20 protein-coding genes and 1 pseudogene are annotated in these 26,881 nt (G+C 43.2%); 13 read left to right on the top strand and 8 right to left on the bottom strand.

All coding sequences use genetic code 11. The features are described 5' to 3' along the window. Positions 1-32 precede the first annotated feature (32 nt). Both clpA and clpS read right to left on the bottom strand, forming a co-directional pair. Positions 33-2,309: an ATP-dependent Clp protease ATP-binding subunit ClpA gene (gene clpA, locus J5X92_RS09425; RefSeq protein WP_013784392.1), complete on the bottom strand. Its 2,277-nt coding sequence runs from the start codon at positions 2,307-2,309 to the stop codon at positions 33-35. Positions 2,310-2,333: 24 nt separating this feature from the next. Next, positions 2,334-2,654, bottom strand: a complete 321-nt coding sequence (gene clpS / locus J5X92_RS09420; protein WP_129737954.1) for an ATP-dependent Clp protease adapter ClpS — start codon at positions 2,652-2,654, stop codon at positions 2,334-2,336. Between the two features lie 198 nt (positions 2,655-2,852). Here clpS and cspD point away from each other — a divergent pair, with 198 nt between their 5' ends. Beyond that, positions 2,853-3,071, top strand: coding sequence for a cold shock domain-containing protein CspD (gene cspD / locus J5X92_RS09415; protein WP_013784394.1), 219 nt, complete (start codon positions 2,853-2,855; stop codon positions 3,069-3,071). 408 nt (positions 3,072-3,479) lie between these two features. On the opposite strand, the gene J5X92_RS09410 is transcribed toward cspD, so the two are convergent. Further along, positions 3,480-5,699 (bottom strand): NADP-dependent isocitrate dehydrogenase, encoded by a 2,220-nt coding sequence (locus J5X92_RS09410; RefSeq protein ID WP_208805585.1) that lies wholly within the window; start codon positions 5,697-5,699, stop codon positions 3,480-3,482. A gap of 423 nt (positions 5,700-6,122) precedes the next feature. Here J5X92_RS09410 and J5X92_RS09405 point away from each other — a divergent pair, with 423 nt between their 5' ends. From J5X92_RS09405 to J5X92_RS09375, 7 genes and pseudogenes are all read left to right on the top strand, one after another. Next, complete coding sequence (locus J5X92_RS09405) at positions 6,123-6,665, top strand: rRNA large subunit pseudouridine synthase E (protein WP_208805584.1); 543 nt, start codon at positions 6,123-6,125, stop codon at positions 6,663-6,665. A 301-nt stretch (positions 6,666-6,966) separates the two neighbouring features. Further along, positions 6,967-8,091, top strand: a pseudogene (gene mnmA / locus J5X92_RS09400) (tRNA 2-thiouridine(34) synthase MnmA); the annotation flags it as partial. Positions 8,092-8,093: 2 nt separating this feature from the next. Further along, positions 8,094-8,720 carry a high frequency lysogenization protein HflD gene (hflD, locus tag J5X92_RS09395; RefSeq protein WP_013784398.1) on the top strand — a complete coding sequence of 209 codons (627 nt, stop codon included), beginning with the start codon at positions 8,094-8,096 and terminating at the stop codon, positions 8,718-8,720. A gap of 14 nt (positions 8,721-8,734) precedes the next feature. After that, on the top strand, positions 8,735-10,102 hold the full coding sequence (gene purB, locus J5X92_RS09390) for an adenylosuccinate lyase (RefSeq protein ID WP_013784399.1): 1,368 nt from the start codon (positions 8,735-8,737) through the stop codon (positions 10,100-10,102). A 68-nt stretch (positions 10,103-10,170) separates the two neighbouring features. Beyond that, positions 10,171-11,460, top strand: coding sequence for an adenylate/guanylate cyclase domain-containing protein (locus J5X92_RS09385; RefSeq protein ID WP_013784400.1), 1,290 nt, complete (start codon positions 10,171-10,173; stop codon positions 11,458-11,460). A gap of 59 nt (positions 11,461-11,519) precedes the next feature. Continuing rightward, positions 11,520-12,686, top strand: a complete 1,167-nt coding sequence (locus J5X92_RS09380) for a cupin domain-containing protein (protein WP_013784401.1) — start codon at positions 11,520-11,522, stop codon at positions 12,684-12,686. 9 nt (positions 12,687-12,695) lie between these two features. After that, positions 12,696-13,163 (top strand): GNAT family N-acetyltransferase, encoded by a 468-nt coding sequence (locus J5X92_RS09375; RefSeq protein ID WP_063458464.1) that lies wholly within the window; start codon positions 12,696-12,698, stop codon positions 13,161-13,163. A gap of 35 nt (positions 13,164-13,198) precedes the next feature. Here the strand turns inward: J5X92_RS09375 and J5X92_RS09370 are convergent, their stop codons facing one another. Beyond that, entirely contained in the window at positions 13,199-13,621 is a 423-nt protein-coding gene (locus J5X92_RS09370; RefSeq protein WP_126872211.1) for a DUF4826 family protein, read from the bottom strand. Between the two features lie 65 nt (positions 13,622-13,686). After that, entirely contained in the window at positions 13,687-16,791 is a 3,105-nt protein-coding gene (locus tag J5X92_RS09365; RefSeq protein WP_208805583.1) for an FAD-binding and (Fe-S)-binding domain-containing protein, read from the bottom strand. A gap of 253 nt (positions 16,792-17,044) precedes the next feature. Here J5X92_RS09365 and J5X92_RS09360 point away from each other — a divergent pair, with 253 nt between their 5' ends. From J5X92_RS09360 to J5X92_RS09345, 4 genes are all read left to right on the top strand, one after another. Beyond that, entirely contained in the window at positions 17,045-17,329 is a 285-nt protein-coding gene (locus tag J5X92_RS09360; RefSeq protein WP_126872209.1) for a pyrimidine/purine nucleoside phosphorylase, read from the top strand. A gap of 542 nt (positions 17,330-17,871) precedes the next feature. After that, positions 17,872-18,369 carry a hypothetical protein gene (locus J5X92_RS09355; RefSeq protein WP_013784407.1) on the top strand — a complete coding sequence of 166 codons (498 nt, stop codon included), beginning with the start codon at positions 17,872-17,874 and terminating at the stop codon, positions 18,367-18,369. Between the two features lie 35 nt (positions 18,370-18,404). Further along, positions 18,405-18,671, top strand: a complete 267-nt coding sequence (locus J5X92_RS09350) for a hypothetical protein (RefSeq protein WP_126872208.1) — start codon at positions 18,405-18,407, stop codon at positions 18,669-18,671. Between the two features lie 341 nt (positions 18,672-19,012). Then, the gene (locus J5X92_RS09345; RefSeq protein ID WP_348272391.1) at positions 19,013-19,696 is read left to right on the top strand and encodes an HAD-IB family phosphatase; all 684 of its coding nucleotides are present in this window, start codon (positions 19,013-19,015) and stop codon (positions 19,694-19,696) included. Between the two features lie 147 nt (positions 19,697-19,843). Here the strand turns inward: J5X92_RS09345 and J5X92_RS09340 are convergent, their stop codons facing one another. Beyond that, on the bottom strand, positions 19,844-21,652 hold the full coding sequence (locus tag J5X92_RS09340; RefSeq protein WP_126872207.1) for a DUF885 domain-containing protein: 1,809 nt from the start codon (positions 21,650-21,652) through the stop codon (positions 19,844-19,846). Positions 21,653-22,098: 446 nt separating this feature from the next. Continuing rightward, the gene (locus tag J5X92_RS09335; RefSeq protein ID WP_208805581.1) at positions 22,099-23,655 is read right to left on the bottom strand and encodes an aryl-sulfate sulfotransferase; all 1,557 of its coding nucleotides are present in this window, start codon (positions 23,653-23,655) and stop codon (positions 22,099-22,101) included. Positions 23,656-24,175: 520 nt separating this feature from the next. Between J5X92_RS09335 and J5X92_RS09330 the strand changes: the two genes are divergently transcribed. Beyond that, positions 24,176-25,714 carry a glucan biosynthesis protein gene (locus tag J5X92_RS09330; RefSeq protein ID WP_126872205.1) on the top strand — a complete coding sequence of 513 codons (1,539 nt, stop codon included), beginning with the start codon at positions 24,176-24,178 and terminating at the stop codon, positions 25,712-25,714. Positions 25,715-25,784: 70 nt separating this feature from the next. Here J5X92_RS09330 and J5X92_RS09325 read toward each other — a convergent pair. Further along, on the bottom strand, positions 25,785-26,881 hold a 1,097-nt coding region (locus J5X92_RS09325), incomplete at its 5' end, for a metallophosphoesterase (protein ID WP_208805674.1).

Here is a 26,881-nt window from a genome sequence, read left to right as displayed (position 1 = left end):
TTACACGTCTAGTGCAACAAGATCACTAGGTGTTAGCTAGACTCTGTTTCTTCTTTAACTGCATCAACGCCCGAATATTCAAACTCCAACTTATCGTCGTTCAAATCTACTTTAACGTCGCCGCCTTTCGTTAATTCACCAAACAGCAATTCATTCGCCAGTTCTTTCTTAATCTCTTCTTTGATTAAGCGAGACATAGGACGGGCACCCATGGACTTGTCGTAGCCCTTCTCGGCTAAATAAGCACGTGCTGCAGGGGTAACCTCTAAAGATACTCCTTTAACGTCCAGCTGCGCCTGAAGCTCGATAATGAACTTATCAACAACCTGCAAGATAACCTCGGCATCAAGGTGATTAAACCAGATAATGCCGTCTAAGCGGTTTCTGAATTCAGGGGTAAACACCTTGTTGATTTCAGATAGCGCATCGTGGCTATGATCTTGCTGTTTAAAGCCAATAGACTTGCGCACAGTTTCTTGTACACCCGCATTGGTCGTCATTACCAATACTACATTTCTGAAGTCTACCTTCCGGCCATTGTTGTCGGTAAGCGTACCGTGATCCATGACCTGCAACAGAATGTTGTAGATATCACTGTGCGCTTTCTCGATTTCATCTAGCAGTACCACTGAGTATGGGTTTTTAATAACCGCATCGGTTAACAATCCACCTTGCTCAAAACCTACATAACCTGGAGGCGCACCAATCAAACGGCTAACCGCATGGCGTTCCATGTACTCAGACATATCGAAACGAACCAACTCAACGCCCATTATTTTAGCAAGTTGCTGCGTGACTTCGGTTTTACCCACACCGGTAGGCCCTGCAAACAAGAAACTACCAATTGGTTTTTCTTCCGCACCCAACCCTGAACGCGATAGCAAAATAGCGTCGTTAAGCGTCTCTATGGCTTTGTCTTGGCCAAACACCATCATTTTAAGGTTGCGGCCAAGGTTCTTAAGTACTTCTTTGTCAGACGCGGAGACAGACTTTTCAGGGATTCGAGCCATCTTCGCAATAATCTGCTCAATATCCCCTACCCCAATCGTCTTCTTACGCTTCGATTGCGGCAACAAGCGCTGGCTTGCTCCGGCTTCGTCCATCACGTCAATAGCCTTATCAGGCAAGTGACGTTCGTTTATGTACTTAGCCGAAAGCTCAGCTGCAGCCTGAATAGCTTTTTGTGTATAGCGTACGTTGTGATGATCTTCATATCGGCTTTTAAGGCCAAGTAGAATTTTGGTAGTGTCGCTTACGCTTGGCTCAGTCACATCCACTTTTTGGAAACGACGGGCCAAGGCTCTGTCTTTTTCAAAAATACCTTGGTATTCCTGATAAGTTGTTGAGCCAATACAACGAAGTTCACCGCTTGAAAGCTTAGGCTTCAGCAAGTTAGATGCATCCATAACACCGCCAGATGCCGCACCAGCACCAATGATGGTATGAATTTCATCAATAAACAAAATGGCGTCTTCGTCTTTCGACAATTCTTTCAATATCGCTTTTAAGCGTTTCTCGAAATCACCACGATATTTAGTGCCGGCTAGTAGGCCACCTAAGTCTAGCGAGTAAACGGTACTGTTGCTGATAACTTCAGGCACGTCTTCGTTTACAATTCGATAGGCTAACCCTTCAGCAATAGCGGTTTTACCTACGCCAGCTTCACCCACAAGCAGCGGGTTATTTTTTCTACGGCGACACAAAATCTGAATCGTGCGCTCGACTTCTTTATCGCGCCCAATCAATGGGTCTACCTTGCCTTCTTTGGCGTGGCGATTTAAATCTGTCGCGTATTTACTTAGTGCCGACCCGCTTTCTTCACCGCCTTCACCCTCTTCACCCGTTTCTGGGTTAAGTGGCGCATCATCTTCGGCTTTACTCACACCGTGACTAATGAAGTTAACAATATCTAAGCGGGTTACATCAGACTTTTTGAGAATGAAAACGGCTTGAGACTCTTGCTCACTGAAAATAGCCACGAGTACGTTGGCACCAGTGACTTCTTCTTTACCAGATGATTGCACATGGAAAACTGCACGTTGGAGCACGCGCTGAAAACCTAAGGTAGGCTGTGTCTCTCGTTCGTTCATTTGCTCGTCAAGAATCAACGGGGTAGTGTCTTTAACGAAAGAAATCAGCTCACTTTTAATTGCTTCAATATCCGCACCGCAGGCATGCAGTGCTTCACGGGCTGCCGAGTTATCAAGTAGCGCCAGCAATAAATGCTCGACCGTCATAAACTCATGGCGATGTTCTCTGGCAAATACAAACGCATCATTCAACGTCTGTTCTAATTCTTTATTTAACATATCGCTCGCCCTCTACAAATTGACTTACGCCTGTTCCATAGTACACATAAGCGGATGACTGTGCTTACGTGCATACTGATTTACCTGCATCACCTTGGTCTCTGCTATCTCAGCAGTAAAAATGCCACAAACTGCCTTACCTTGGTAGTGTACTGTTAGCATAATTTGATGCGCTTTCTCAGCATCCATATTGAAAAATTGCATGAGCACTTCAATTACAAAATCCATTGGCGTGTAATCGTCGTTGTTCAACAACACTTTATACATTGGCGGCGGCTGCGTTTTTTGGCGCTGCGCGTCTTTCAGTTTTTCCCGTTCGATGCTAATGGCGTTGTCTCTACTCATAATTAATAATAGTGCTTTGTTGGCAGATGTCTCACTAACTTTAGGATAAAATTAATTTACATTTGCTCTTGACATAATATGGTTAAAAAATCTACATTTTAGAGGTGACATTGTTGCATTGAAAACAAGTCACTCTGCCTTCAATTATATTGTGGGGGCATAATCGTGTTAGTTCAAGGATTAAGAGGAAGTCGTAGTATGGCGATTGGCAAAGTTAAATGGTTTAACAACGCGAAAGGATTTGGTTTTATTGTACCTGAAGATGGTGGCGAAGATATTTTTGCTCACTATTCTACTATCCAAATGGAAGGATATCGCTCACTCAAAGCTGGTCAGGAAGTCACTTATGACGTGCAACAGGGCCCTAAAGGCCTGCACGCTGAAAACATAGGCTTCAAAGAAGAACCAGAGCGTTAAGTAACACCAAACAAATTCTACAGAAGCCTGTTGTTGCCTACTTAGGCAGCAGTGGGTTTTTTCTTAGGGAGTCGACAATCGTTCACTCTCATAGATGAGTCTGCTCTACTCTTTTTATTAAATTTTCTTTATTTCCTCGCAACGCTTCTTTTAATTATTACTTATTTTTAAATATTCTGAGTTTAATTCAGATAAATTGCCTTTCTGCTCACTCACATTGTTAGATTAAATTGCACTAACCAGCAAAAAACCAAAATTAATTAGCATAAAGATAAGTAAATTTTTTAAAAATTTACTCCGATAGGATTGTTTTAAATGTTAATAAATATAAAAAAAGCGCCCCTGACTATTTGGTCAGGGGCGCTTTTAAAACAGGTGACTAAAAAATCAGTAACCTATTTAGTTTTATTAAGCGTTTAGAATCGCTTTCAAGGTTTCACTAGGCGACATAGTGGCCTCTAGTTTCTCTGAATCAGGGTAGTAGTAACCACCGATATCCTGAGGCTTACCTTGAGATTCATCAATCTCAGTAATGATTGTATCGATTTTAGCCGATAGTTCGTCATATACCGCTTTAAACTGCGCCGCTAAGTCAGCGTCTTCAGTTTGGTTAGCCACTTCTTCTGCCCAGTACAAACCAAGATAAACGTGGCTACCACGGTTATCTAATTGGCCAGCTTTACGCATTGGTGACTTACCATTGTTTAGCAGTGTCTCTGTCGCTTTGTCTAACGCTGTAGCGATAATCTTAGCTTTCTTGTTGTCGTGCTTAATTGCCACGTCTTCAAGTGAAACCGCTAACGCCAAGAATTCACCTAATGAATCCCAACGAAGGTGACCTTCTTCAACGAATTGTTGAACGTGCTTAGGTGCACTACCACCTGCGCCAGTTTCATACAAACCGCCACCTGCCATTAGAGGCACAATTGAAAGCATTTTAGCACTGGTGCCGAGCTCAAGAATTGGGAACAAGTCAGTGAGGTAATCACGCAGTACGTTACCAGTTACTGAAATAGTATCTAGTCCGCGAATTGCACGTTCCATGCTGAAACGAATCGCGCGAACAGGTGCCATAATTGAAATGTCTAAACCTGACGTATCGTGGTCTTTCAAGTAGGTTTCTACTTTCGTGATCAGCTGTGCATCGTGAGCACGCTCATCATCTAACCAAAATACAGCTGGCATACCAGATTGACGTGCACGGGTAACTGCTAGCTTAACCCAGTCTTGAATAGGTGCGTCTTTCACCTGACACATACGCCAGATATCATCTTCTTCAACAGCATGCTCCATCAATACGTTACCGTCTTGATCGACAACTTGTACTGTACCGTCAGCTTCCATTTCAAACGTTTTATCGTGTGAACCGTACTCTTCAGCTTTCTGCGCCATCAAACCAACGTTAGGTACTGTACCCATTGTAGTTGGATCGAATGCACCGTGAGTTTTACAGAAGTTAATCACTTCTTGGTAAATAGTGGCATAAGTACTTTCAGGAATAACCGCTTTAGTATCGTGCGACTTTCCATCCGGTCCCCACATTTGACCTGAGTTACGGATCATTGCAGGCATTGAAGCATCTACAATTACGTCACTTGGTACGTGTAGGTTAGAAATACCTTTGTCTGAGTTTACCATTGCGATAGGTGGGCGGTCGGCATAACAAGCATTGATGTCTTTTTGAATTTCAGAACGCTGAGACTCAGGAAGGCTAGCAATTTTATCGTATACGCTACCAAGACCGTTATTAGCGTTAACGCCTAGCTCTTCAAACAAGTCGCCCCATTTTTCGAACAAGTCTTTGTAGAATACTTTAACGCAGTGACCGAATACGATGGGGTGAGACACCTTCATCATTGTTGCTTTAACGTGTAGCGAGAATAAAACGCCTGTGTTTTTCGCATCTTCAATTTGTTCTTCGAAGAATTCACACAAGGCTTTTTTGCTCATGTACATAGCGTCAATAACTTCACCAGCAAGCAAGCTTACTTTAGGCTTAAGCGTTTTCTTGCTGCCGTCTTTTCCGGTGAACTCAATGCTTACGTAACCTTCTTTTTCTACAGTTACTGATTTTTCACCTGAATAGAAATCGCCACCGCGCATGTGCGCTACGTGAGTACGTGATGCTTGTGACCACTCGCCCATTGAATGCGGGTGCTTGCGCGCAAAATTCTTAACCGCAGTAGGTGCGCGGCGGTCTGAGTTACCTTCACGTAATACAGGGTTTACTGCACTACCTAGAACCTTGCCGTAACGCTCACGAATCTCTTGGTCTTCGTCAGTTTTAGGCGAATCTGGGAAAGCCGGTACGTTAAAGCCTTTTTCGTTTAGCTCAGCGATAGTGGCGCGCAACTGAGGAATAGACGCACTTACATTTGGTAGCTTAATGATGTTAGCTTCAGGATCTTGCGTCATTTCACCAAGTTCAGATAACGTATCGGTTACACGTTGCTCTTCAGAAAGAAACTCGGGAAAAGTAGCCAACACACGGGCCGCAAGAGAAATATCGCTTAGCTCTACTTCAACATCAGCAGCACTAGCAAACTTCTTAATAATAGGAAGCAACGAGTACGTCGCCAGCATTGGCGCTTCATCTGTTTTAGTATAGATGATCTTAGACTTGGTCATTATGTACCTCAATGTTGTCGGTAGCGTACTACCGTTTTAGTCCATTAGTCGCACTAACACAAAGCATGTGGAAAGCCTTCGGTCACTACGATACGTAATTGATGTTTTATGTTCTGTTGCACTTAACAACAGAACCACTTGTTGTTTTCGTCCTCGTGCTGAGATTAACGCAACCTTCATGCACTCAACACGAATGGGCAGTCTGTTATTTTTATAACTGCGAACATTAGTATAAGGTCGAAACTTTTAGTTACAAGTCATACCATTGTCTTAACCGACGACTTGCCTGAATTTCGCCGAATTTCCCGCACATTTTTATGCCCTTTATTGTTTTAGCTTTGTCTTACTCGGGCAGTTTTTCGCGCATTGTGGTAGGCTTTAGCGATAGAAGGCATCCTAAGAATAAGAGTAATTATTCACACCATGGCAAACGAAAGCAAAATCGTACTTTTCAACAAACCTTTTCAAGTACTGTCTCAATTTACTGATGCAGACGGCCGAGAAACCCTTAAGGATTATATTGATGTACCAGGGGTATATGCTGCCGGTCGACTAGACAGAGATTCCGAAGGGTTATTGGTGCTGACTAACGACGGAAAGCTACAACATAAATTGGCACACCCCGAGGCCAAAACCAGCAAAACCTATTGGGTGCAAGTGGAAGGCATTCCTAACGAGGCTGCGCTAGACGCCTTGCGTAACGGGGTAGAGCTTAAAGACGGCATGACCAAACCAGCCAAAGTTGTAGCTATAGATCCTCCTGAATTATGGGACAGAAACCCGCCAGTTCGTTTTCGTCAAGCTATCCCGACTAGCTGGTTATCTATCACAATCAGTGAAGGCAGGAACCGCCAAGTTAGGCGTATGACCGCCCACATTGGTTTTCCTACATTGCGTTTAGTGCGCCATCGCGTGGGCAATTGGACCATTGATGGCATCGATAATGGCAAATACGTGTGTTTCTAACATTGACGCTAAAACAATGCCGATTTCTTCAAACGCTTATTCAAACGCCCAATTGTGTGTTTCGCTATTTAATAGACCAATATAACGATGAGACCTCACTATGATTACGTTCATTATTAGTTATAGCTTTTTGGTTTATTGAATTTTTAAACTCGGCGCTTGAAATACGCTTTTAAACGACCAATTTACGCTTCCCGACACTAAAATCTGTCGGTAAAGCAAAACGATTGAACACAATCGCTTTATTATGTGAATTGGTGGGCTTTATCTGGTAAAATCCGCCACCCTGAAATCAACCTAAATGAGTGTTATCTACGTTGTGACTGATATTGAATCAAACGCGAGCAAAAAAGTAATCGTCGGAATGTCCGGCGGCGTCGACTCTTCCGTTTCTGCCTACTTGTTGTTACAGCAAGGCTATCAGGTGGAAGGCCTGTTCATGAAGAACTGGGAAGAAGATGATAATGATGAATATTGCTTAGCCGCCGAAGATTTAAAAGATGCACAAGCCGTCGCTGACAAACTAGGTATTGAGCTTCACACCATCAATTTTGCCGCTGAATACTGGGACAACGTATTTGAGTATTTCCTAGAAGAATATAAAGCAGGCAGAACGCCTAACCCCGATATCATGTGCAACAAGGAAATTAAGTTTAAAGCGTTCCTTGAATTTGCTGCCGAAGACTTAGGTGCAGATTATATTGCTACCGGTCATTACGTGCGTCGCCGCCATCAAGATGGCAAGTGGCAGCTATTGCGCGGGTTGGATGAAAACAAAGATCAAAGCTACTTCCTCTATACCCTAGGTGAAGAACACGTAGCGAAAACCTTGTTCCCTGTGGGCGATATTGAAAAGCCACTGGTACGTAAAATTGCAGAAGAACAAGGGCTAATCACCCACGATAAAAAAGATTCTACCGGCATATGTTTTATTGGTGAGCGTAAATTCAAAGACTTTTTAGGCCGCTACTTACCTGCCCAACCCGGCATTATTGAAACCGCGGAAGGGGAAGAAATTGGTAAACATGAAGGCTTGATGTATCACACCCTAGGACAACGCAAAGGGCTGCACATTGGTGGCCATGCTAAATACGGTGAAGAGCCTTGGTATGTGGTAGATAAAGACGTAGCACGCAACGTATTAATTGTAGGCCAAGGTGCCGACCACCCTCGCCTATACTCTAAAGGCTTGGTGGCAAAACAACTGCATTGGGTAGACCGTACTACTATTACAGAACCTATGCGAGCAGTGGTAAAAACTCGTTATCGTCAAACTGATATCCCCTGCGCAATCGCGCCAATCAATGATGATATGATTGAAGTTATTTTTGATGAGCCGCAAAAAGCGGTTACACCTGGTCAATCTGCCGTTTTCTACCTAGATGAAGTGTGTTTAGGCGGCGGAATTATTGAGAGCTATATCCGTTAATGTTAGATACCGACGTAGAAAATAATTTAGCTTTGGCTGGCGTTTGCCAATCGGCGGCGCTTGTGCAAAGCCTTGCAAGAAAAGGCACCGCAAACGACGAAGCGGTGGAAGCGAGTCTTTCCAGTATATTGGTTACCGATCCTGAAAATCCACAGCAAGTGTTCGGCAAGTTAAGTAACCTTGAAGTAGGATATAAAACCTTATTCGCACAGTTATCAGATAAACAACAGAGCAAAGACACCGAGCTGACCCGTTATATTGCCAGCATTCTTGGTCTTGAAAGAAAACTTGCACGTAAACCTGCCGCCATGAAAGAACTGGCAGAGCGTATTTCTCACGTGCAGCGTCAATTGGCGCATGTAGACTTTCAAAACCCGCAAATTGTGTCGTCGTTGGCCAGTATATATAGCGATATTATTAGTCCATTAGCACCGCGTATTCAAATTGCGGGTAATCCGGATCATCTTGGCCAACCGGCTACGCAGCACAAAGTTCGCGCTATATTACTTGCAGGCGTGCGCGCCGCGGTAATGTGGCGTCAAATGGGTGGTAAACGTCGGAACATTTTGTTTCGCAGAAAACAAATTTTAAATAGCGCTGTAAAGGCGCTCAGGCTGATAAACTAGTTAAGGAGCTGAAGGTGGAACTGAGTCAGTTAACTGCAATTTCCCCTGTCGATGGTCGATATGCTGGAAAAAGCGTAGAATTACGTAGTATTTTTTCCGAATACGGCTTACTGAAATACCGTGTTGAAGTGGAAGTACGTTGGCTGCAAATGCTATCGGCGAACACTAAAATTGAAGAAGTTCCTGCGTTTTCTGATACCTCAAACGCATTATTAGATGCTATTGTGGCTAACTTTAGTGTTGATGATGCTATGCGCATTAAAGATATTGAGCGCACCACCAACCACGATGTTAAAGCGGTTGAATACTTTCTAAAAGAGCAAGTGGCTAGCAACAGCGAATTATCTGCTGTGAACGAGTTTATTCACTTTGCATGTACCTCTGAAGATATTAACAACCTTTCTCACGGCCTAATGCTTACCGAAGCCCGTGATACCGTGTTGCTACCTTACTGTGACAAACTTATCGATGCCTTAATAGCACTTGCCAAGGAATACCAACATATTCCAATGATGGCACGTACTCACGGCCAACCCGCCTCTCCTTCTACCATGGGTAAGGAAATGGCTAACGTGGCAATGCGTTTGAAGCGTCAACGCGCACAAATTGCTAAGGTTGAAATTTTAGGCAAAATTAATGGCGCCGTAGGTAACTACAATGCCCATTTATCTGCTTACGCTGATGTAGACTGGCACAGCGAGTCTGAAAAGTTTGTCACATCGCTAGGCTTATCGTGGAACCCATATACCACGCAAATTGAACCGCATGATTATATTGCCGAGTTGTTTGATGCAGTAGCCCGCTTTAATACCATTCTTATCGATTTCGATCGTGATGTGTGGGGTTATATTGCTCTAGGTCACTTTAAGCAAAAAACCATTGCCGGTGAAATTGGCTCTTCAACCATGCCGCATAAAGTTAACCCTATCGATTTTGAAAACTCGGAAGGTAACTTAGGCCTAGCTAACGCTATCTTTAATCACTTGGCCGCGAAGCTTCCTATTTCTCGCTGGCAGCGTGATTTAACCGACTCCACCGTACTTCGTAACTTGGGTGTGGGTGTAGGTTATGCGGTAATCGCTTATCAAGCTACCCTTAAAGGTATTAGCAAGTTAGAAGTTAACGAGCAAAGCTTGTTGAATGAACTTGATAACAACTGGGAATTACTAGCTGAGCCAATTCAAACGGTAATGCGTCGTTACGGTATTGAAAAGCCTTACGAGAAATTGAAAGAGTTGACCCGTGGTAAAAAGGTTAACGCTGAAATCGTGGCTGAGTTTATTGATAACTTAGACATGCCAGAAGCAGCAAAAGCTGACCTTAAAGCATTAACACCTGCAAGCTACATTGGTGATGCAATCAGGCTAGTAGATCAGTTATAAAGGCATCGCCTTTTCCATACACTTAAAAACGCGGCCAGTCCGCGTTTTTTTATGGTTGGGATTTAGGCATGCTTACACACAAAACATTTCATTCAAAAGCGGCAATAATTCACGCAACTGCACGCTTTTTTGCCCTGTGCTTGTTGTTACAAACACCGCTATTGATGGCGTATGCTCACTACAGCGCACACCATATTGCACTGTGGTGGAATCTGACCTTTCATATTCTTTGTGCATTTACCACGCTATATTTGTGCAACAAAGGCCTGCCAACGCGGGCCCGTACACTGCTGTTAACCAGCTATTACAGCTATATTGTGCTAGCGACATTCCTATGGCGTGGCGACATGTACATTCAGCACTTTTTATTGATTGGCTGCTTATGCTGTGTGGGGGTATTTAGCCAGCATGAGCAACGTCCACGACTTTACTGGGGGTTGCTTTTCGCCCTAACATTCTGTGCTATTGATGGCCTATTTAGCTACTCACTTCACGGTTGGCAAGGCGCTATTCGTCGTAGCAATAGTATTACCCTAACTCTAGCCAGCGTGGGACTTATACTGACCTTGCATGCTCATAGCCGGCGCCACCTTCATCACCTTGCTGTGAACTACCGTCATACACGGCAATTGTTGATAAAAGCAACCCCTGCCGCCAAGCTTACAAGCGCTTTTACTCCCCCTTTGAGCCATGTTCCGAATACTCCTTTAAGTAGGTTTTCAAGTAGTGCATCAACAGGCTTTTCGACCGGGCTAATGCGGCAAAGCTTCTCCTCGGCCTGTGTGTTATTTGCAGATATAAAAGGTTATCAAACACTGGCCCCCTTGTTTGGAGAACAAAAAGTGATAGAGGCATTGGATGCCTTTTACAGCCAAATTGATGTGTTAGCCGCTGCCCATAAAATGTACCCAGTAAAAACGAATGGCGATGAATACATGGCGGTTAGCGAACTGTGTATGTTTCCTCCTTTAAGTGCTTCAAATGGCAAACAAAAAGGCGAACAAAAAAGTGCACATCATATAAATAACGGCGTGTTGTTTGCGCTTGCTGTTACCGCCACCTTTAAAATCTTTGCGTTAAAAGAAGGTTGGCCTTGCCAAATTCGTATCGGCGTTGCAGCAGGCCCTGTTACTGCTGGCATGCCTAGAAGACAGCACGGCATTTTCGATGTGTGGGGCAACACGGTTAATTTGGCGTCTATGCTAGAACAACATTGCAAAGGGAATGCTGTTACCGTTTGCGATAGTACATTTTCTCATTTAACCGCTGAAACCCAAGCTAAATTCTGCCCCATTTTAATTGATAGCAAAATTGGTGAATTGGCCGCCTTCGAACACCGGCTTACTAATACACACTAAGCTAGTAACCCTTTATAGAATAAACGATAATACCCCCATAGATGCGTGGAGATTACTTAATGAAAGAATTCGATATAGAACATTTTCTATCTCATTATTGGCAACAAAAGCCTGTTGTATTACGTGGCTTTTTTCAAGATTTTGAAGATCCTATCGATGAGCACGATTTGGCCGGCTTAGCCCAAGAAGAAGAAATAGATAGCCGACTACTAAGCTTTGAAAATACCAGTGGCAACCCAGCGGATGGCGCAGGCGAATGGAAAGTTCATCAAGGGCCAATTCATGATTTTGAAGCCGTTTGCGAAGGTGCATGGACACTACTTGTACAAAGTGTAGACAGGTACGTACATGACGTAGCTGACATTCTTGAACCCTTCCGCTTTCTTCCAAATTGGCGTTTAGACGACCTAATGGTAAGTTTTGCCACTAAAAATGCAGGTGTTGGCGCGCATATCGACCAATACGATGTATTTTTAGTGCAGGGAAAGGGTCAGCGTCGTTGGCGCGTAGGTAAGCCTGGAGAATACAAAGAAGTATTCCCACACCCTAAACTTCGTCAAATTGAAGGCTTCGACCCTATTATTGATGAAGTACTAAACCCAGGTGACGTACTGTATATTCCGCCGGGTTGGCCTCATGATGGCAAAGCGTTGGAAGACTGCTTAACCTACTCTGTAGGCTTTCGTGCCCCTGAAACCAGTCAGCTCGCCGATAGCCTTTCGTTAATGTTAGAAACCAGCGACATTAATGTGCGATTTACCGATTCAGGTAGAAAGTTGTCAATGCCTTCGGCAGTAGTTGAATCTAGTGATATTGCCGCGTTAAAGCAACAGCTCATCACAGCGATTAATTCCGATGACTTCACCCATGCATTGCTTGAATCACTAAGTGAACAAGGCCTTCCAGAGTATCCACCTGAGTATTTATATACTGATAGCCAAATTACCGCAGGGTTTGAAGAAGGTGTGGAGTTTGCAGCCGCCCCTGGAGTACGTGCGCTCATTGCAACAGATACTGAAAACACGACACCTTCTCACCAAGGTCGCTTCTTTTATGTTAACGGCGAACGTTTCAGTTATAACAAAGAAGATGAGCAATGGGTTCAGCTTTTATTGAACAACGACGTACTTTTTGCCGAAATCCTGCCTGATCTACCCTCTTTTGCGTTTTTAGCAACATTAACTACACTTGTAAATAAGGGTTACTGGGAATGGATAGAAGCGTAACGCAACCACATGGCTTATACGATAGAGAACGTCGATTGGGCAAGGGATAAGCATCGACTTAAAGCAATCAGGGAAGATGTATTCGTTTTGGAATGGCGAGTACCCCAAGACAGTGAATTTGATGAGCGCGATGCCAGCGCTTTTCATGTACTGCTTTTGGAAGATGGTGAAGAAGCTAACCAACCCATTGCAACGGGGCGGTTAACTCAGTGTGGAGAAATTGGCAGGATCGCAGTGAAGCGCGGTTACCGAAACATGTCTGTTTATCGTGCGCTGTTTGCGGCTTTAATAGAAGTCGCCAATCGCCATAACGTCACTATTTTAAAAGTAAGCTGCAGCCTTGATAGTGTGTCGTACCATCAAGGCTTAGGCTTTAAGCCCGAAGGGCAAGTGTTTATGGACGGTGGCGTAGCACGTCAGCGCATGCAATGCCCTGTAGAGCGTTTTCCATTCCCCGATGTTTCACAAATGCATTAACTATCACATTAGCCATTGCATCAATAAAGGTTAGCTTAAACGCCTTGCCATAGTTCATCTTGGTTTTGTATGGCGTGCAGGCCTTCTGCTCTACTTTCTAATAATTCCGCATACTCCAACGACGATGCATCAGCACTGTCTGACTCGCGTAAATTTGCCGCCTTCAACTGCCACGACATTGCAAAGTGTTTAATCGCTTCGCGAGCATTAGCCGCCGTAGCCTCAGGAATAAAGTCGGTAGGCAAATCGCCACTCATCACCCAATAAAATGCATTATTAGTATCTTTGATTTTCCATACTGCTAAATAGGGTACTAAATAACGGCTTTCGTTTGTCACCACTGATTCGTATAGCACACCATTTTCGGCGAGATGTTTGTTTGCTTTTTGAAATTGCTCACGCACCCATTCACTGCGTTGCTGATCGGTCATTTCATTTTGTGGTGTATTGTCTGTCATATTATTCTCTGATCTATTTCGTTTTATTTTTAGTTTTTACGTAGTCGGTTGATGTTGAGTTTAGGCTACTGCGATGATGAAACACAGGCCAACAGACCTTGTAAAGGATGCTTCGGCTTAAACTGCTCTATACGCGCTACCTGACTTCGGCATGAATAGCCAGTGGCAAGAATAGCATCTGCTGGATAACGTTTGACCGCTTGCTCCCAACTTAACCCATAAATGGCTAACGACTTTTCTTTTTGATCGGCTTCATGGCCGTAAGTTCCCGCCATGCCGCAACAGCCTACCGCCACAATATCAACTGGCTGATTCACTTTAGCAAACAAACCCTGCCATTGCTTTTCAGATGCGGGCAACGCCGTTTTTTCTGTACAGTGACTTAGCAGTGCTAATGGCTGAGCTGAAGGCTGCGCTGAATTCTGATCCGAAGTCTTCGCTGAAGGCTCTGACACACCTATCTTTTTGCTTGTCGATTGCCATACATCACTGGGTACCGTTTCAAGCCATTCATGCACTGCCAACACATGAAAATCACCACGGGCTTTACCCAAGGTTTTGGTGTACTCGTCACGATAAACTAACACCAAAGACGCATCTACACCTGCCATAGGAATGTTTAGCTGCGCCACTTCATTTAAAAAGCCTGCGGTATTTTTTGCGGTCTTCGCAAATTTAGCTAAAAAGCCTTTTACATGTTCTGGTTTGCCATTCGGTTTAAACGGTAACATTACCGGTGTAAAACCAAGGGCATTCACTAAGGTAACAAAATCTTCAACCACACTCGCATCGTAATAGCTGGTGAAAGGGTCTTGCACTATCAACACCGTCTTTTGCTTTTCTTGGGCACTTAGCTTAGATAACGCGTCGTGGTTATAAGTAGCCACTTTCCCTTTTACTCTATTCGCCAACGTAGGCTCAGATAGAATAGGCGTGTCTACATAGCCAATGGTTTTCTCAATACCGTTTTGCATCCACTTTCGTTTCAAAAACAAATTAACCACGGGCGAGAACTTAGCCATAATTGGCGCCATGCGTTCAATGTTTCCCACAAGATGGTCTTTCATTGGGCGCATGTAGCGCTGGTAATAAATAGATAAAAACTTCGACCTAAAATCAGGTACATCTACTTTCACCGGGCATTGGCTTGAACACGACTTACAGGCTAGGCAACCATTCATGGCGTCTAGCACTTCGTGAGAAAAATCGTCTTGTTTGTTTCGGCTATTACTAAAGCGCTGCCACCAAGACGTATCGAATTGTTCAGCACTTAGTGTTTTAGTGTCTACTCCATCTTTCGCGAGCAAACGTATCCATTCACGAATAAGGCCCGCACGGCCTTTCGGGCTATGGCGTCTATCACGAGTCACTTTACTCGATGGGCACATAGGTGACGTAGTGTCGTAGTTAAAGCACAAGCCATTACCATTACATTCCATGGCAGGCGCAAAAGCTTCTTTAAACGTAGTAGGAATAGTTCTATCGAATGTTGCGCGTTTCGTATCGCTAACCTTTACCAAGCTCTCAGTACTATCTAAAGGCGTACACACCTTGCCTGGGTTCATTTTATTAAGCGGGTCAAATGCGCTTTTTATTTTACGCAATTCGGTAAATAACATGTCACCGAAAAAGGCGGGACCATACTCGCTGCGATAACCTTTACCGTGCTCGCCCCACATTAAGCCGCCATATTTAGCCACTAACGCGACTACTTCATCTGATATTTGATGCATCAACTTTTCTTGTTCAACATCGCATAAATCAAGAGCTGGCCGTACGTGTAACACACCTGCATCAACGTGCCCGAACATACCGTATTTTAAACCATGGCTGTCTAGCAGAGCCCTAAATTCCATGATGAAATCGGCCAAATTTTCAGGCGGCACTGCAGTATCTTCTGCAAAAGCGATAGGCTTTTGCACACCTTTGGTTTTACCCAACAGGCCAACTGACTTTTTACGCATGGCGTATATTTTACCAATATCCGCTTTATCAAACGTAACCTGATAACCAATTACCCCACCCTCGCCGGTTTCGGCAGCGGCGGTAAGCCTGGCTTCTAGCTCGGCAATGCGGGTGCGAATTTCTTCTTCATCGTTGCTGTTGTACTCGACCATATTTAAGCCCAACATTTCCTTGTGTGGAACGTCGGTAATTAAATTGGCAATGGAGTGCCAGATAATATCGGTTTTAGCTAGGTTTAATACTTTTGAGTCTACCGTTTCAACAGACGTGGCATTTGCTTTTACCATTTCGGGAGCATGGCGAAGCGCCGATTCAAAGGTATCGTACTTAATATTAACTAAGGCTTTATGTTTCGCGATGGGCGTAAGAGAAAGCTTAGCTTCGGCCACCATAGCTAACGAGCCTTCAGCGCCGGTAATCAAGCGGCTCACATCTATAAGCTGCTCGGTTTCATTATAGGCGTGCTCTAAATCGTAACCGGTTAAAAAGCGGTTTAAACGGGGGAATTTTTCAATAATGGCATCGCGTTTATCTACGCAAGTAGCAAGTACTTGGCGTAAAATACCCACATAGGCGCTGTTATCTGCGTTTGTGTCAGCTATTTCTTTCGCTTCTTGCACACTAATTGGTGTGGTGTTTAATACTTCACCGTTAGCCAGCACCGAAGTTAAGCCCAATACATGGTCGCTGGTTTTACCGTAAACCAACGAGCCCTGCCCCGACGCATCGGTACTAATCATCCCACCTACCGTAGCGCGGTTACTAGTAGAAAGATCAGGGGAAAAGAAAAATCCATGGGGGCGAAGGGCGTCATTCAGTGCATCTTTTACTACGCCTGACTGTACTTTAACCCATTGCTCTTCAACATTGATTTCCAAAATTTGATTCATGTAACGCGACATGTCAACCACAATGCCGTCGGTTAAACTTTGGCCATTAGTGCCTGTGCCGCCGCCACGCGCCGAGAATTTCACTAGCGGGTGGTCGTTAACCAGCTTGCCTAATACTTGCAAATCGGCAACGCTTTTAGGAAATACCACAGCTTGAGGGAGTTTTTGATATACCGAATTATCGGTGGCCACAGCAAGACGGCTGGCATAGCTGTACTCAACATCGCCGGTAAAAGCGGTACTAGCAAGCTGTTCTAGATATGTCTGATAATGTGTTAAAAGACTCTGCTGGGGCACCACACGTGGCAAACTCATTGTGCTCAATTGCTGTAAAACCTCTGGAAATGCGATTGTGAGCTAGTATAACCACAGCGCTTGAGAGTCTCTAGCCAATTACACATATTTCATGTGGTTTTAATGACTAATTTTGCACTTTATATAACTGGATGCCTTTTTAATGCCGGCTTATTTTGCGAATGAGAATATCTTAGAAAATCACAGGTTAGCCATTCAGCTTTAATTATTGCACAATGCTCGCTCTTCTATTTTCAATAAAAGGAAAGCGCATATGTCTTTTACAGTAAACAGTTATTTTGATGACAAGGTTCGTTCAATTGCATTTGAGTCAGCAAATGGCCCCTGTACTTCAGGCGTAATGGCGCCAGGTGAGTACACCTTCAACACCAGTCAGCACGAAGTAATGAAAGTAATGGAAGGTGAAATGACCGTTAAACTTCCAGGTTCAAGCGACTGGCAGTCGTTCAAAACGGGAACAGAGTTTACTATTGATGCAAACCTTTCTTTCGATGTAAAAATTGAAACACCTACTGCTTATCTTTGTTTTTATAGCTAGCTGAAGTTTATTGCTTAGGCTTACCTAACGCTGCACTTGTTAATAATGCAGGTGACAGCGTTGGGTGAATTTGATGCAGGTAAGTTAATTGTAGCTATATTTTTTGCTGCTTTATTTATTTGCTAATAGCGATTCCCTATCCCTTTTGGAACGCTTCAATCATACGCGAAGAATATATAACCGTTCTATGCACTCTGCGTTAGACAAATATGTTTTAGCGTACCTTTCGCCATAGATGCCACTTGTCATTTGTCTTACCTAAGCGCTTTTATTTATAGAGCTTAATTTGTAGTACTTTTATGGTCTTCTAGCTAAATTAAACTTACTACACCATAATACAAAGTAAATGAGTCAAATACTCCTTCAGCCCCGAACATACCGTTTTTGTACCTTTAATTCGTGAGCAAAAAACGCCATTCGACTTTATTGTTTTGAGGGGTTAGCAGGTAATCTGGAAATATAGATAAAATCAAAAAAACCATAATAGTGTGTTAAAACAGACTGGTTTGGAGTCTAGTAAACTGTTATGTGGCAAGGGGTACATGTTGATATCTGAAGCAGTAGGGAAAATTATAGGTTTAGTATTAGCACATAGTGTTTTGATTGGCAGTGATTTACAAGAAGGTGAGCTATTAGTTCCTTTAGTTATTTACTATCTAGGTGAAAACCGAGAAATTAAAACCTTTGAAGCTGTCACACAACAAAATGCGGTTATTCTTGGACAAGAATTTTTACATTCTTTGTCACAAAAGTCTGATAGCTGGGCATATGTTCAAGATGGATTAATAACCCTAGAAAACGGCAGTAAGCAAGATGTTTATTTTATCAAAGCTTGGGCTAAGGGAATGTCAGAACCTATGGAACTATACCAAATGTATAATACACAGCCTTTCGCATTGGTCGACAATATTAAAGTGTTAAATTATGCAGATACTGGTTTAACCCCAAAAGATGCTGACTCTTTTGTTGCAGCGCTAGATGAAGGTATATTTTCACATCCATCAGCTAGTGAAGAAGACATAGGAAAGTGGTTTAAATAAGCTGCCATATAACAAGCAAATCAACAGGAGATATCATGGAAGAAATTAGCATTTTTCAAGTAATTATAATACTAGTTATCGTTTCAGCTCTGTTTGTTCAGCAGGTGCTATTGAAAGCAAATAAGTTTAAAAAAGTGCGCTATACAAGGAACCAACGTTTGGGCTTTGCTATCGCTTCGGCATTCCCTATATTAGCTTTTAGCTACATATCAAACAATCCAGTGCTCATCCCTTTCGCAGTAGCCATGGGTTCATTGGTATATTTTAAAGAAAACTGGTACGCGTTGAAAAAAAAGAATTAGATAGAGGTGATGTTAGAAATGTCCGCTAGCAGATGCATCAAACTTCTCTTCGCTAGTAAGGGCAATTACTCGCTGGCCTTCGGCCAAAACGCGTCGTATTTTCCGTTTAGCTTGAGCGTCATAGGTATATAGTTTTGACTCCCATTGAAATTGCAATTGAGTTTCAAAAACGAAGAAAAAATGGATCTTAGTATTTGTTGCCTGAGGCTGTGTATTTGTTCTTTTATTATTTACCTTTTCTAGTCTTAAAGAAATAAGACTTAGTATCGGAATAATCGCATTAGTTTTGAGTTTAATGTTATGGAGCATGTTCACATTCACAAATTATACTTGTCCAAACTGTGGAATATCGTTATTTGTGGAATAGCTACCAAGACTCATGTAGTCAAATTAAGGGAATACTTAGCACCGTGAATTTAATATTGTTTGATTTTGACAAAACAATAATAAACAAAGATACCGGCGCCGAGTATATGAAGTTCATGGTGCAACGCAATCCTATTCGGTTTGTATTATGCTTCTTCGCGCTACCTTACACCCTGCCCTTTTTGATACTGAATAAAACAAAGTTTATTGGTTTCTCTGTGCTTCTGTGGCTAGTTACGTGTGGCATGTCTCCTAAAAAGGTAGCTAAATTACGCAAGCGCTTTATTAACAGTTATTTGGAAAATAACGCTACCGTCATATATAAAAACGCGATTGACAAGTTAATTTCACATACCCAACATAATGACACAGTAGTAATTGTCAGTGGTGCATCAGAGTGGATGGTTAAGCGTATTATTGCAAAGCTCTGTATCCCAAAGCTGGAGGTCGCTTGCTCTGAAGAAACTCGGCTCGCTGGAGGTATGGTCAGCAAGTTTCATTGTTATGAAACTAATAAAGTTGAACGCATCAAAATGCGCTATAACCTTGAAGAATACGAAACAATTATAGGTTACTCAGACAGTTCAATTGATATCCCCCTTTTACGCCTTTGCAATCAACAAATCATAGTTAATCCAATGCAGTACGAAGCTGACTAAATCTTTTGAAAAATCGATGAAAATAGTGAAGTGGGTATAGCGACGCAAACAGCAAAGTAAAGTCCGAAGAAAAGGTTCGTAAAGAGGGGCCGAGTACTTTAAAAACTTATAATGTACTCGACCCCCCAATTATTTAGACTCCGTTATTTATCGTGCAGCCGCGATATAGCGCTCTACTTTGGCTTCTAGTACCGCTAGCGGTTTTGAGCCGTCCGATAAAACAATGTGGTGGAACTCCCGAATATCAAACTTGTCGCCTAGACTTGCTTCGGCATGTCTACGAAGCTCCCAAATTTTTTCGTAACCGATACGATAGCCAAGAGCTTGGGCGGGCATACCGGTTGAATAGCGCAATGTCTCAGAAGCAATTTCAGTTTTTGACTGAATAGCGTATTGAGCCATGTATTCACGAGCCTCTTCCAATGACCAGCCAAGCGCATTCATGCCAGTGTCGACAACGAGGCGGGCTGCCAGAAATATTTGCCCGATGTAGCGACCGTATAATTCTTCAGGTGTCGCATAAAGGCCCATTTCTTCTGCCAGACTGGCTGCGTATTCTGCCCAACCTTCGGTATAGGCATTATCTATTGAGTTCTGGCGAAATTTCTGCAGTGATTTATTTTCTGCCTGTGTAGCAATATGGAAATGGTGACCGGGTAACAGCTCGTGATATATAAGCCCCCCCGCCCATACCATGCTCCGCTCTGACAAGTTCGAAGCATTGTAATAATAGTAGCCAACAGGGTCTGCTGCGCTAGGTTCACCGTAATAACCGTAGGTCATTCCAGCTTCGACTGCCAGCGGAAGTCGTTTAACGCCATAAGGCGCTTTTGGTAATGTTTTAAAATATTCTCCCAACATCGGCTCAATCCGGCGTATGTACTCTAAGTATCTTTGTTCAACTTCTTCGGCATCAGCTGCGATAAATCTGGGGTCAGTTTTCAGTTGCTGCAAGAATTCCTGGGCAGTCCCTTCAAATCCAAGCTGCACTCGAATGGCTTCCATGCGTTTCGAGATGTCCTCTACCGCTGCTTTTCCTCGTTGATGTATTTCTTCTGGAGAAAGATTAAGTGTTGTCATCTGTCTCACCAGCCTTTTGTACACATCAATACCATTCGGATATTGAGAGAGGCCTACACTTTCAGGTGCATTGGCTTCGTATTCTTCTCCCAAAGCAGCCAATAGCTTGTCGAAACCGCCCACGATGCGAGTTTCAATTAACAATTTCAGCGCCTTATTGAACCGGGCTTTCTCATCCATGGAAAGCCCACCCAGTCGCGCTTCATCAACTCTGATGGTCTCAGGTAACTCACGCTGCATACCTTCCCACATCTGCAGGGTGGAAGGTAGAGCTGGCTTTGGTAAATAAATACCACGTTCAACCTGCCCTTCAACCTTGGCAACAAGCTGGTCAATCATATCGGCGAGTTCACCTACCAGTTTCAGATAATGCTGTGCTTCAGATTCGCTGTTGAGGGGTTGCACTGCTAAGGCTTGCTGGCCGGTTCGAAACAAATAGGGAGCTTGGTAGGCTGTTATATCAAACGTCAACCAGTAATCGTCGTCATTAGCGCCATCTTCTTGATTTTGGAAGGCCAGTATTTCGTAAGTGATCAAATCATCACCCGACAAAGCCCGTTTGTCGATTTCTTCCAATCTTGCACGGTACTTTTGACTCTGTAGCAATTCCTTGCGGTATTCCTGCAAGGTCAGGTCCTCGAACCTACTTATAGGCAACCCTTCCTGCAACCGGTAGTAAGTATATTGCTCTAGATAATCGGCCCATACGTCGTCGGCTAGGGTGCGCAGAGCGTCAGTGGCCGCTAGCTTTTCTAAGTCAGTAACCTTTAGTTCAGCGGTGTGTGGAGCCGGATTTTCCTGTTTTTGGGCGCAGGCGCCCAGTAAGAGTGATATTGCTATGGCAGTACCAATAAACAGATGGCGAGGGTTGTTCATGGGTGAAACTCCGTTTTCGAGATTAGATTGATTTTTAGAGCATCGTCAGGCTTTTGATCTGACGGCCCGTATTATAAATTACCGCTTTTAGGCGGTAATGCTCCCTGAAAACTACTGCGGAAAAAGCCCAAAAAATGAGTATAGGAAGAATTAAAGCTATTTACTAGCTTTCTGCAGCGGCTGTCTTTTTGACTTCATTGATTTATGTAAATATCGAATTTTGAAACTTTGTTCGGCGTACTAGCCTTCATCTATCACGTGTGGATAGACTATTCGATGAGGTATTTGATGATAGGGGTGACGGTAATCGTGCCTTACAATAAGGTCTTCTGTGTATAGATTGAGTAGGTTAAAAAAAAGGGGCTAATATAAGGGGCTACTATAAGGGTCAAAGTACTTTAAAAACTACCAATGTACTTTGACCCAATCTGTGTAAATACAGCGCTTTATTCAAACAGTTCGCACGAATAGTCAGAGCCATTTTCAATCGCGCCACTGGGGCTTAAGCTGTAGTAAGAAAGCCCGATGTAGTCCGTAGGATACTTATTTATGCGAAAAACAAAGTTACTTCCTGGTGTATCGCCTTGCGTAAGTACACCGGTCTCATCCACGGGAGTAACATATTTCCAGACAACCTCGCCATCATAAGTCACTTCGAAAAATGTGCCTGTGGTACCTTCATCTATTATTGTGTTGCCATTATCTAATCGCTGCGCACCGGAAATATTGGTAGCGTAGAAGTCGGTAGGATTATCAGCTTCATATGTCCAAGTAAAATCTGTAGGTCCGTAAGTTCCATCGTCATTTAAGGTGTAATCGCCGGCATCACTCACTTGCGTATCCACCACGTTAATTGTGGAATAATTGCTATTACCGTAATAGTTTGGTTGGTTATTGAGGCTCATGACTTGACCACCTTCGGTATAGTCATCATCTATCCAATAAGCATCATGTTGTAAAAACAGCTTTTGGTCGTCGGCGTCGCCCATGTCGTAAGTTTGAGGGTTTCCCCAACGATATAAAATATCTCCACCTTTGCCTCTAGCTCCACCTGAATGGGAAGCCGCTTCAGCGGTAGTGGTCGAATGGTCAATAATCCAAAACTCGCTGTAGTTACGGCTATTGATCATGATCTGATCGAACTTCTCGTTATAGGTAACAGCGTTCATATGAATAGGGTCGGCTTCATATTCAACGTCTATGCCGGTAAAATTAATGTCAATTAACTGTGGGTTCTCTGAAATAACACCGTAACTCTCAATCGTTAAATCTTCATCTTGTACAATGTGATCCCATGAATCCCACTGCCAAACAATAGCGTCTTCGGTATCTTCTACTGTTGGATCTAGCTCAATAATCTGCTCACTCCACAGCGCATGATTCCTTGAATAGCCAACTGCTTCAGCTTCTGCAGCGCTATGCTTATTCCACACCATAACCAATACCGTGCCGGTACTTTCAATGTATTCGACATCGTGATGCATAAACTGCGTGTCACTGTTAAATTCGTAATACCATTGAAGCTCGTCTTGTTCGTTAATAATTTCTACACGACCAGAGTCGCCCCCTCCCCTCAAAAACTCTGAATTCACAGCGCTTTGCAAACGCCCTGTATGAAGTAAGTTGCCATTTTCGAGTAAGTACGAAGACATGGTGCTGTAGTCAGAAGACCAGCTTTGCACCATTTCACCACAGTTATCAATTAGGTAAGTGGTACTGAAGCGCTGCCCGCCAAACAATGTATAGCCATTCTGGGCGTCTGCAGAATTCAACAGCAAGCCAATTGCATTCGAGGTCGCGTATTCTGTTACTTCAGTATCTGAGCCATCCTCGTCGGTCGTACCGTCAGACGTATCATCACTGGTATCGTCAGTTGAAGTTTCTTCTAACGTTTCTTCGCTCGAAGTGCTGTCAGACGAGTCAGAGTTACAACCTGATAAGGTAAGAGTGATCAAAACGAGCAGTATAGAAAAGTAAAAAGAAGGAGATTTTTGTAATTGCATTCGACTGCCTTTGTTAACCGTTTATCGGGTTAGTGCGTATTAATAAAAAATTTTGAAATCTGGTTCGATAATGTGCGTAAATTTTTCAGTTAGCCTGCTACGCATGACCACGGATTATGAGGGCTGAGGTCAAAGGTACAATCGTCTTTATAAATACTTTACGTTAGTAAACGATGGGGAATAGAACAGGTAAGAATATATTTTTGAATGAAAATGTGTGCTGCCCCCTTAATTTAAGATCCTAAATTATGAAGCTGAAGTAGTTATTCAGTCAGCTTAGTCATCAATAAAATAGAAACCATTGCTTTTGCACTAGCGCCTAAAAACCTGAGACTCGTGGAACATGTGCGTGTTGAACGGGTTTCACTCAACTCAATCAAGCATTTACTGGACAGGGCAAAAGGTGATTATAAGAACTCCTTCTTATTATCGTTGTCTGTTTCGGACTGGCTGAATAATTTACCACTGGAATTCGTACAGCAAATTCATTTTACTAGACTCAATAGATTGGAAAATTTTTATGAAGTTGATGTTATTCATCGCAATTATCTTTTCTGCCTCCATGTCGTTACATGCGGCACAAGCATCAGACAAGACAAAATTTACCTTCGAAGACTTAAAAACCCTTGCTAAAACATCAGCTGGTAAACCCTATACTCCTCCCGACGTTCCGGCGCCCGAATTAATTAATAAAATCACTTACGATCAACACTGGAAAATACGCTTTAAAGAAGACGAAACCTTATACCCGAGTGGTGAAATAGCACCGGTACAATTATTCTACCCTGGACGATATTTTCCCGAGCCAGTCAAAATTTTCATCAGAGACAGTAAAAATATTGTTCAAGAGGTTCCCTTCAGTAACGCGCTTTTTGATATGCCTGCTGATAGCCCTGCTCACGCTCTCCCCGAAGGCTTCGGGTATGCAGGCTTTAGAGTTATGCGACCAGGTATGAAGCCAGACTGGGTATCTTTTCTGGGTGCTTCTTATTTTCGTACCGACGGGCCGCAAGGGCAATATGGGTTATCAGCGCGAGGTATTGCGATAAATACTGGAATGAGCGAACCGGAAGAATTTCCTCGATTTTCAGCATTTTGGGTTGGTCCGGCAGAAAACAACAGCGAAGATCTGTCTGTATGGGCATTGCTTGAAGGGCCTTCTATCACGGGCGCCTACCGATTCGGCCTAACCAAAGACAATAAAAACGCCAAAGGTCATGTTACATCTGTTACCGCGAATTTGTACATGCGGGAAGATGTGGAACGTTTAGGCATAGCGCCGTTAACCAGTATGTTTTGGTATTCAGAAAAAGACAAAACTGTTGCTAAAGATTGGCGCCCTGAAATTCACGATAGTGACGGCGTTGCTATTCACACTGGCGCTGGTCAACATATTTGGCGCCCTCTCAATAATCCTAAGTCGGTGTCGACCAATAGCTTTATTGATGAAAACCCCAAAGGCTTTGGATTAATTCAAAGAGATCGTGATTTCAACAACTACCAAGACGATGGGGTATTCTACAACAAACGTTCATCAGCTTGGGTCAAGCCTCGTGGAAAATGGGGCAAAGGTGCTGTTCAGTTAATTGAGATCCCAACGCAAGACGAAACATTTGACAATATAGTTGCCTATTGGGTGCCCGAGAAACCCGCTCAAAAAGGCGATGAGTTTACCTTTTCTTATGATATCGAATGGCGCGAGCTCGATCCAAAATCCAATGAATTAGCCCGAGTTACGAATACCCGACAGGGTTTGGGCGGAATCCCGGGTCAGCCTATTCCCGAAGGTGTGAACAAAATGGTTATCGACTTTGAAGGCCCAGTATTCGAAGGGTTAAACAGAGATAGCGGCGTTAAGCCTATTGTTGAAGCGAGCAATGGCGAAATAATTGAACCTATTGGTGTTTATCCGGTACTAGGCACAAACCAATGGCGCCTAACGTTCGATTACAAACAAATTAATGAAAACCCTGTGACGATAAGGGCATATTTAGTAAATAAAGACGATAAGGCCATCAGCGAAACATGGGTAAGTGACGCAACGGTAACAATTAAATAGGCATATAAAAAAGGGGCAGACTACTTTGGAATTTAAAATGTATTCTGCCCCCTTATTTATCCCCACATACTTATAAAGCTGTTCTTTCGCCGGTTTCTGTAAGCCGATAAAAGTTTTCCCTTTCAATAAATAACGCCTCAGAATGTTTTGTTGGAAAACTTCCTCGATAGTCATTAGGGTGCTTTACGTCTATCGCGAACACCCGGCCATCAAATTGCTTATTTACCTTAAACTGCAAGGTGTGACCTACCGTTATTGAGCGAGCATCAAATTTATCTAATGTTTGCTTTATAGATGTATTGCTGGCGTCACCTTTGAAATACCCACGATACCACGCCAGTCCAGTCTCGGTTGAAATTAACGATTCTGTTACCTTGTCAGCCACGCCTGGGAAATACATTTGTCGATAATAAGCTTTAGACTTGTTGTTTATCTGTTGCAAACTTAAATCAAGGTTCGCGATATCTTCATGAATACCGCCATGTACAAACAAATGGCCATTAATTTTTTCAATGGTATTTTTACTGGCAAGCCAGCGCCCTATATATGAATTGTGACTGAATAAATCGGCTTGGCTTTTGCCAATTAAGCCCGCAATGGGAATATACTTATTGGCCGCCGATTTAAAATTGCCTTGAAGGTTTTTCAGCTCGTGATTGCCAATAATATAATGCACCACCCCACCCGCTTTTTGGGCATCTTGTTCTAGCTTATAAATGAACCAAAGCAATTGGGTAGTAGAAAATCCTCTGTCTACCATGTCGCCCACTAGCACTAAATGGCCTTCACCAAACTGCCATTCAAGGTTTTCATTTATAACACTATGGGTAATAAGGAAATCACGGAAGGTTTTGTAATTCCCTTCTAAGTCAGACATTGCCAAAATAGGCGCAGTGCTTTCATACACCGACGGCGTATTGGTGTTCAATGTGTCTAATGGCTTTAAATTGAAGGTAAACGTGGCATCTTCTAAAGCAAAATAAACCTTAAGGGGCTCTGCTGTTTGGTTTGTTAAAGGCACGGAGCGTTTTTCAATGAAGAAGTTTTCTTCTCGGCTTCCGCGGATGTAATTAATTTCAACGCCAGTACCTAAGGCGTGTTGATCTTTCGTGATTGGTTTTTGAGCAGCATGGTAAAGAGTTATAATTTGCTTCGCCAAAAGTAAAA

This window comes from Alteromonas sp. K632G, assembly GCF_017653625.1.
GTDB lineage: Bacteria > Pseudomonadota > Gammaproteobacteria > Enterobacterales > Alteromonadaceae > Alteromonas > Alteromonas naphthalenivorans.
The sequence above is the reverse complement of the archived record's forward strand: the minus strand, read 5'-3'. Positions and strand labels throughout refer to the sequence as shown.

Coding starts and splice junctions, on each gene's coding strand:
- clpA (WP_013784392.1), bottom strand. CDS start 2,309: ATGTTAAATAAAGAATTAGAACAGACGTTGAATGATGCGTTTGTATTT.
- clpS (WP_129737954.1), bottom strand. CDS start 2,654: ATGAGTAGAGACAACGCCATTAGCATCGAACGGGAAAAACTGAAAGAC.
- cspD (WP_013784394.1), top strand. CDS start 2,853: ATGGCGATTGGCAAAGTTAAATGGTTTAACAACGCGAAAGGATTTGGT.
- J5X92_RS09410 (WP_208805585.1), bottom strand. CDS start 5,699: ATGACCAAGTCTAAGATCATCTATACTAAAACAGATGAAGCGCCAATG.
- J5X92_RS09405 (WP_208805584.1), top strand. CDS start 6,123: ATGGCAAACGAAAGCAAAATCGTACTTTTCAACAAACCTTTTCAAGTA.
- hflD (WP_013784398.1), top strand. CDS start 8,094: ATGTTAGATACCGACGTAGAAAATAATTTAGCTTTGGCTGGCGTTTGC.
- J5X92_RS09385 (WP_013784400.1), top strand. CDS start 10,171: ATGCTTACACACAAAACATTTCATTCAAAAGCGGCAATAATTCACGCA.
- J5X92_RS09380 (WP_013784401.1), top strand. CDS start 11,520: ATGAAAGAATTCGATATAGAACATTTTCTATCTCATTATTGGCAACAA.
- J5X92_RS09375 (WP_063458464.1), top strand. CDS start 12,696: ATGGCTTATACGATAGAGAACGTCGATTGGGCAAGGGATAAGCATCGA.
- J5X92_RS09370 (WP_126872211.1), bottom strand. CDS start 13,621: ATGACAGACAATACACCACAAAATGAAATGACCGATCAGCAACGCAGT.
- J5X92_RS09365 (WP_208805583.1), bottom strand. CDS start 16,791: ATGAGTTTGCCACGTGTGGTGCCCCAGCAGAGTCTTTTAACACATTAT.
- J5X92_RS09360 (WP_126872209.1), top strand. CDS start 17,045: ATGTCTTTTACAGTAAACAGTTATTTTGATGACAAGGTTCGTTCAATT.
- J5X92_RS09355 (WP_013784407.1), top strand. CDS start 17,872: ATGTTGATATCTGAAGCAGTAGGGAAAATTATAGGTTTAGTATTAGCA.
- J5X92_RS09350 (WP_126872208.1), top strand. CDS start 18,405: ATGGAAGAAATTAGCATTTTTCAAGTAATTATAATACTAGTTATCGTT.
- J5X92_RS09340 (WP_126872207.1), bottom strand. CDS start 21,652: ATGAACAACCCTCGCCATCTGTTTATTGGTACTGCCATAGCAATATCA.
- J5X92_RS09335 (WP_208805581.1), bottom strand. CDS start 23,655: ATGCAATTACAAAAATCTCCTTCTTTTTACTTTTCTATACTGCTCGTT.
- J5X92_RS09330 (WP_126872205.1), top strand. CDS start 24,176: ATGAAGTTGATGTTATTCATCGCAATTATCTTTTCTGCCTCCATGTCG.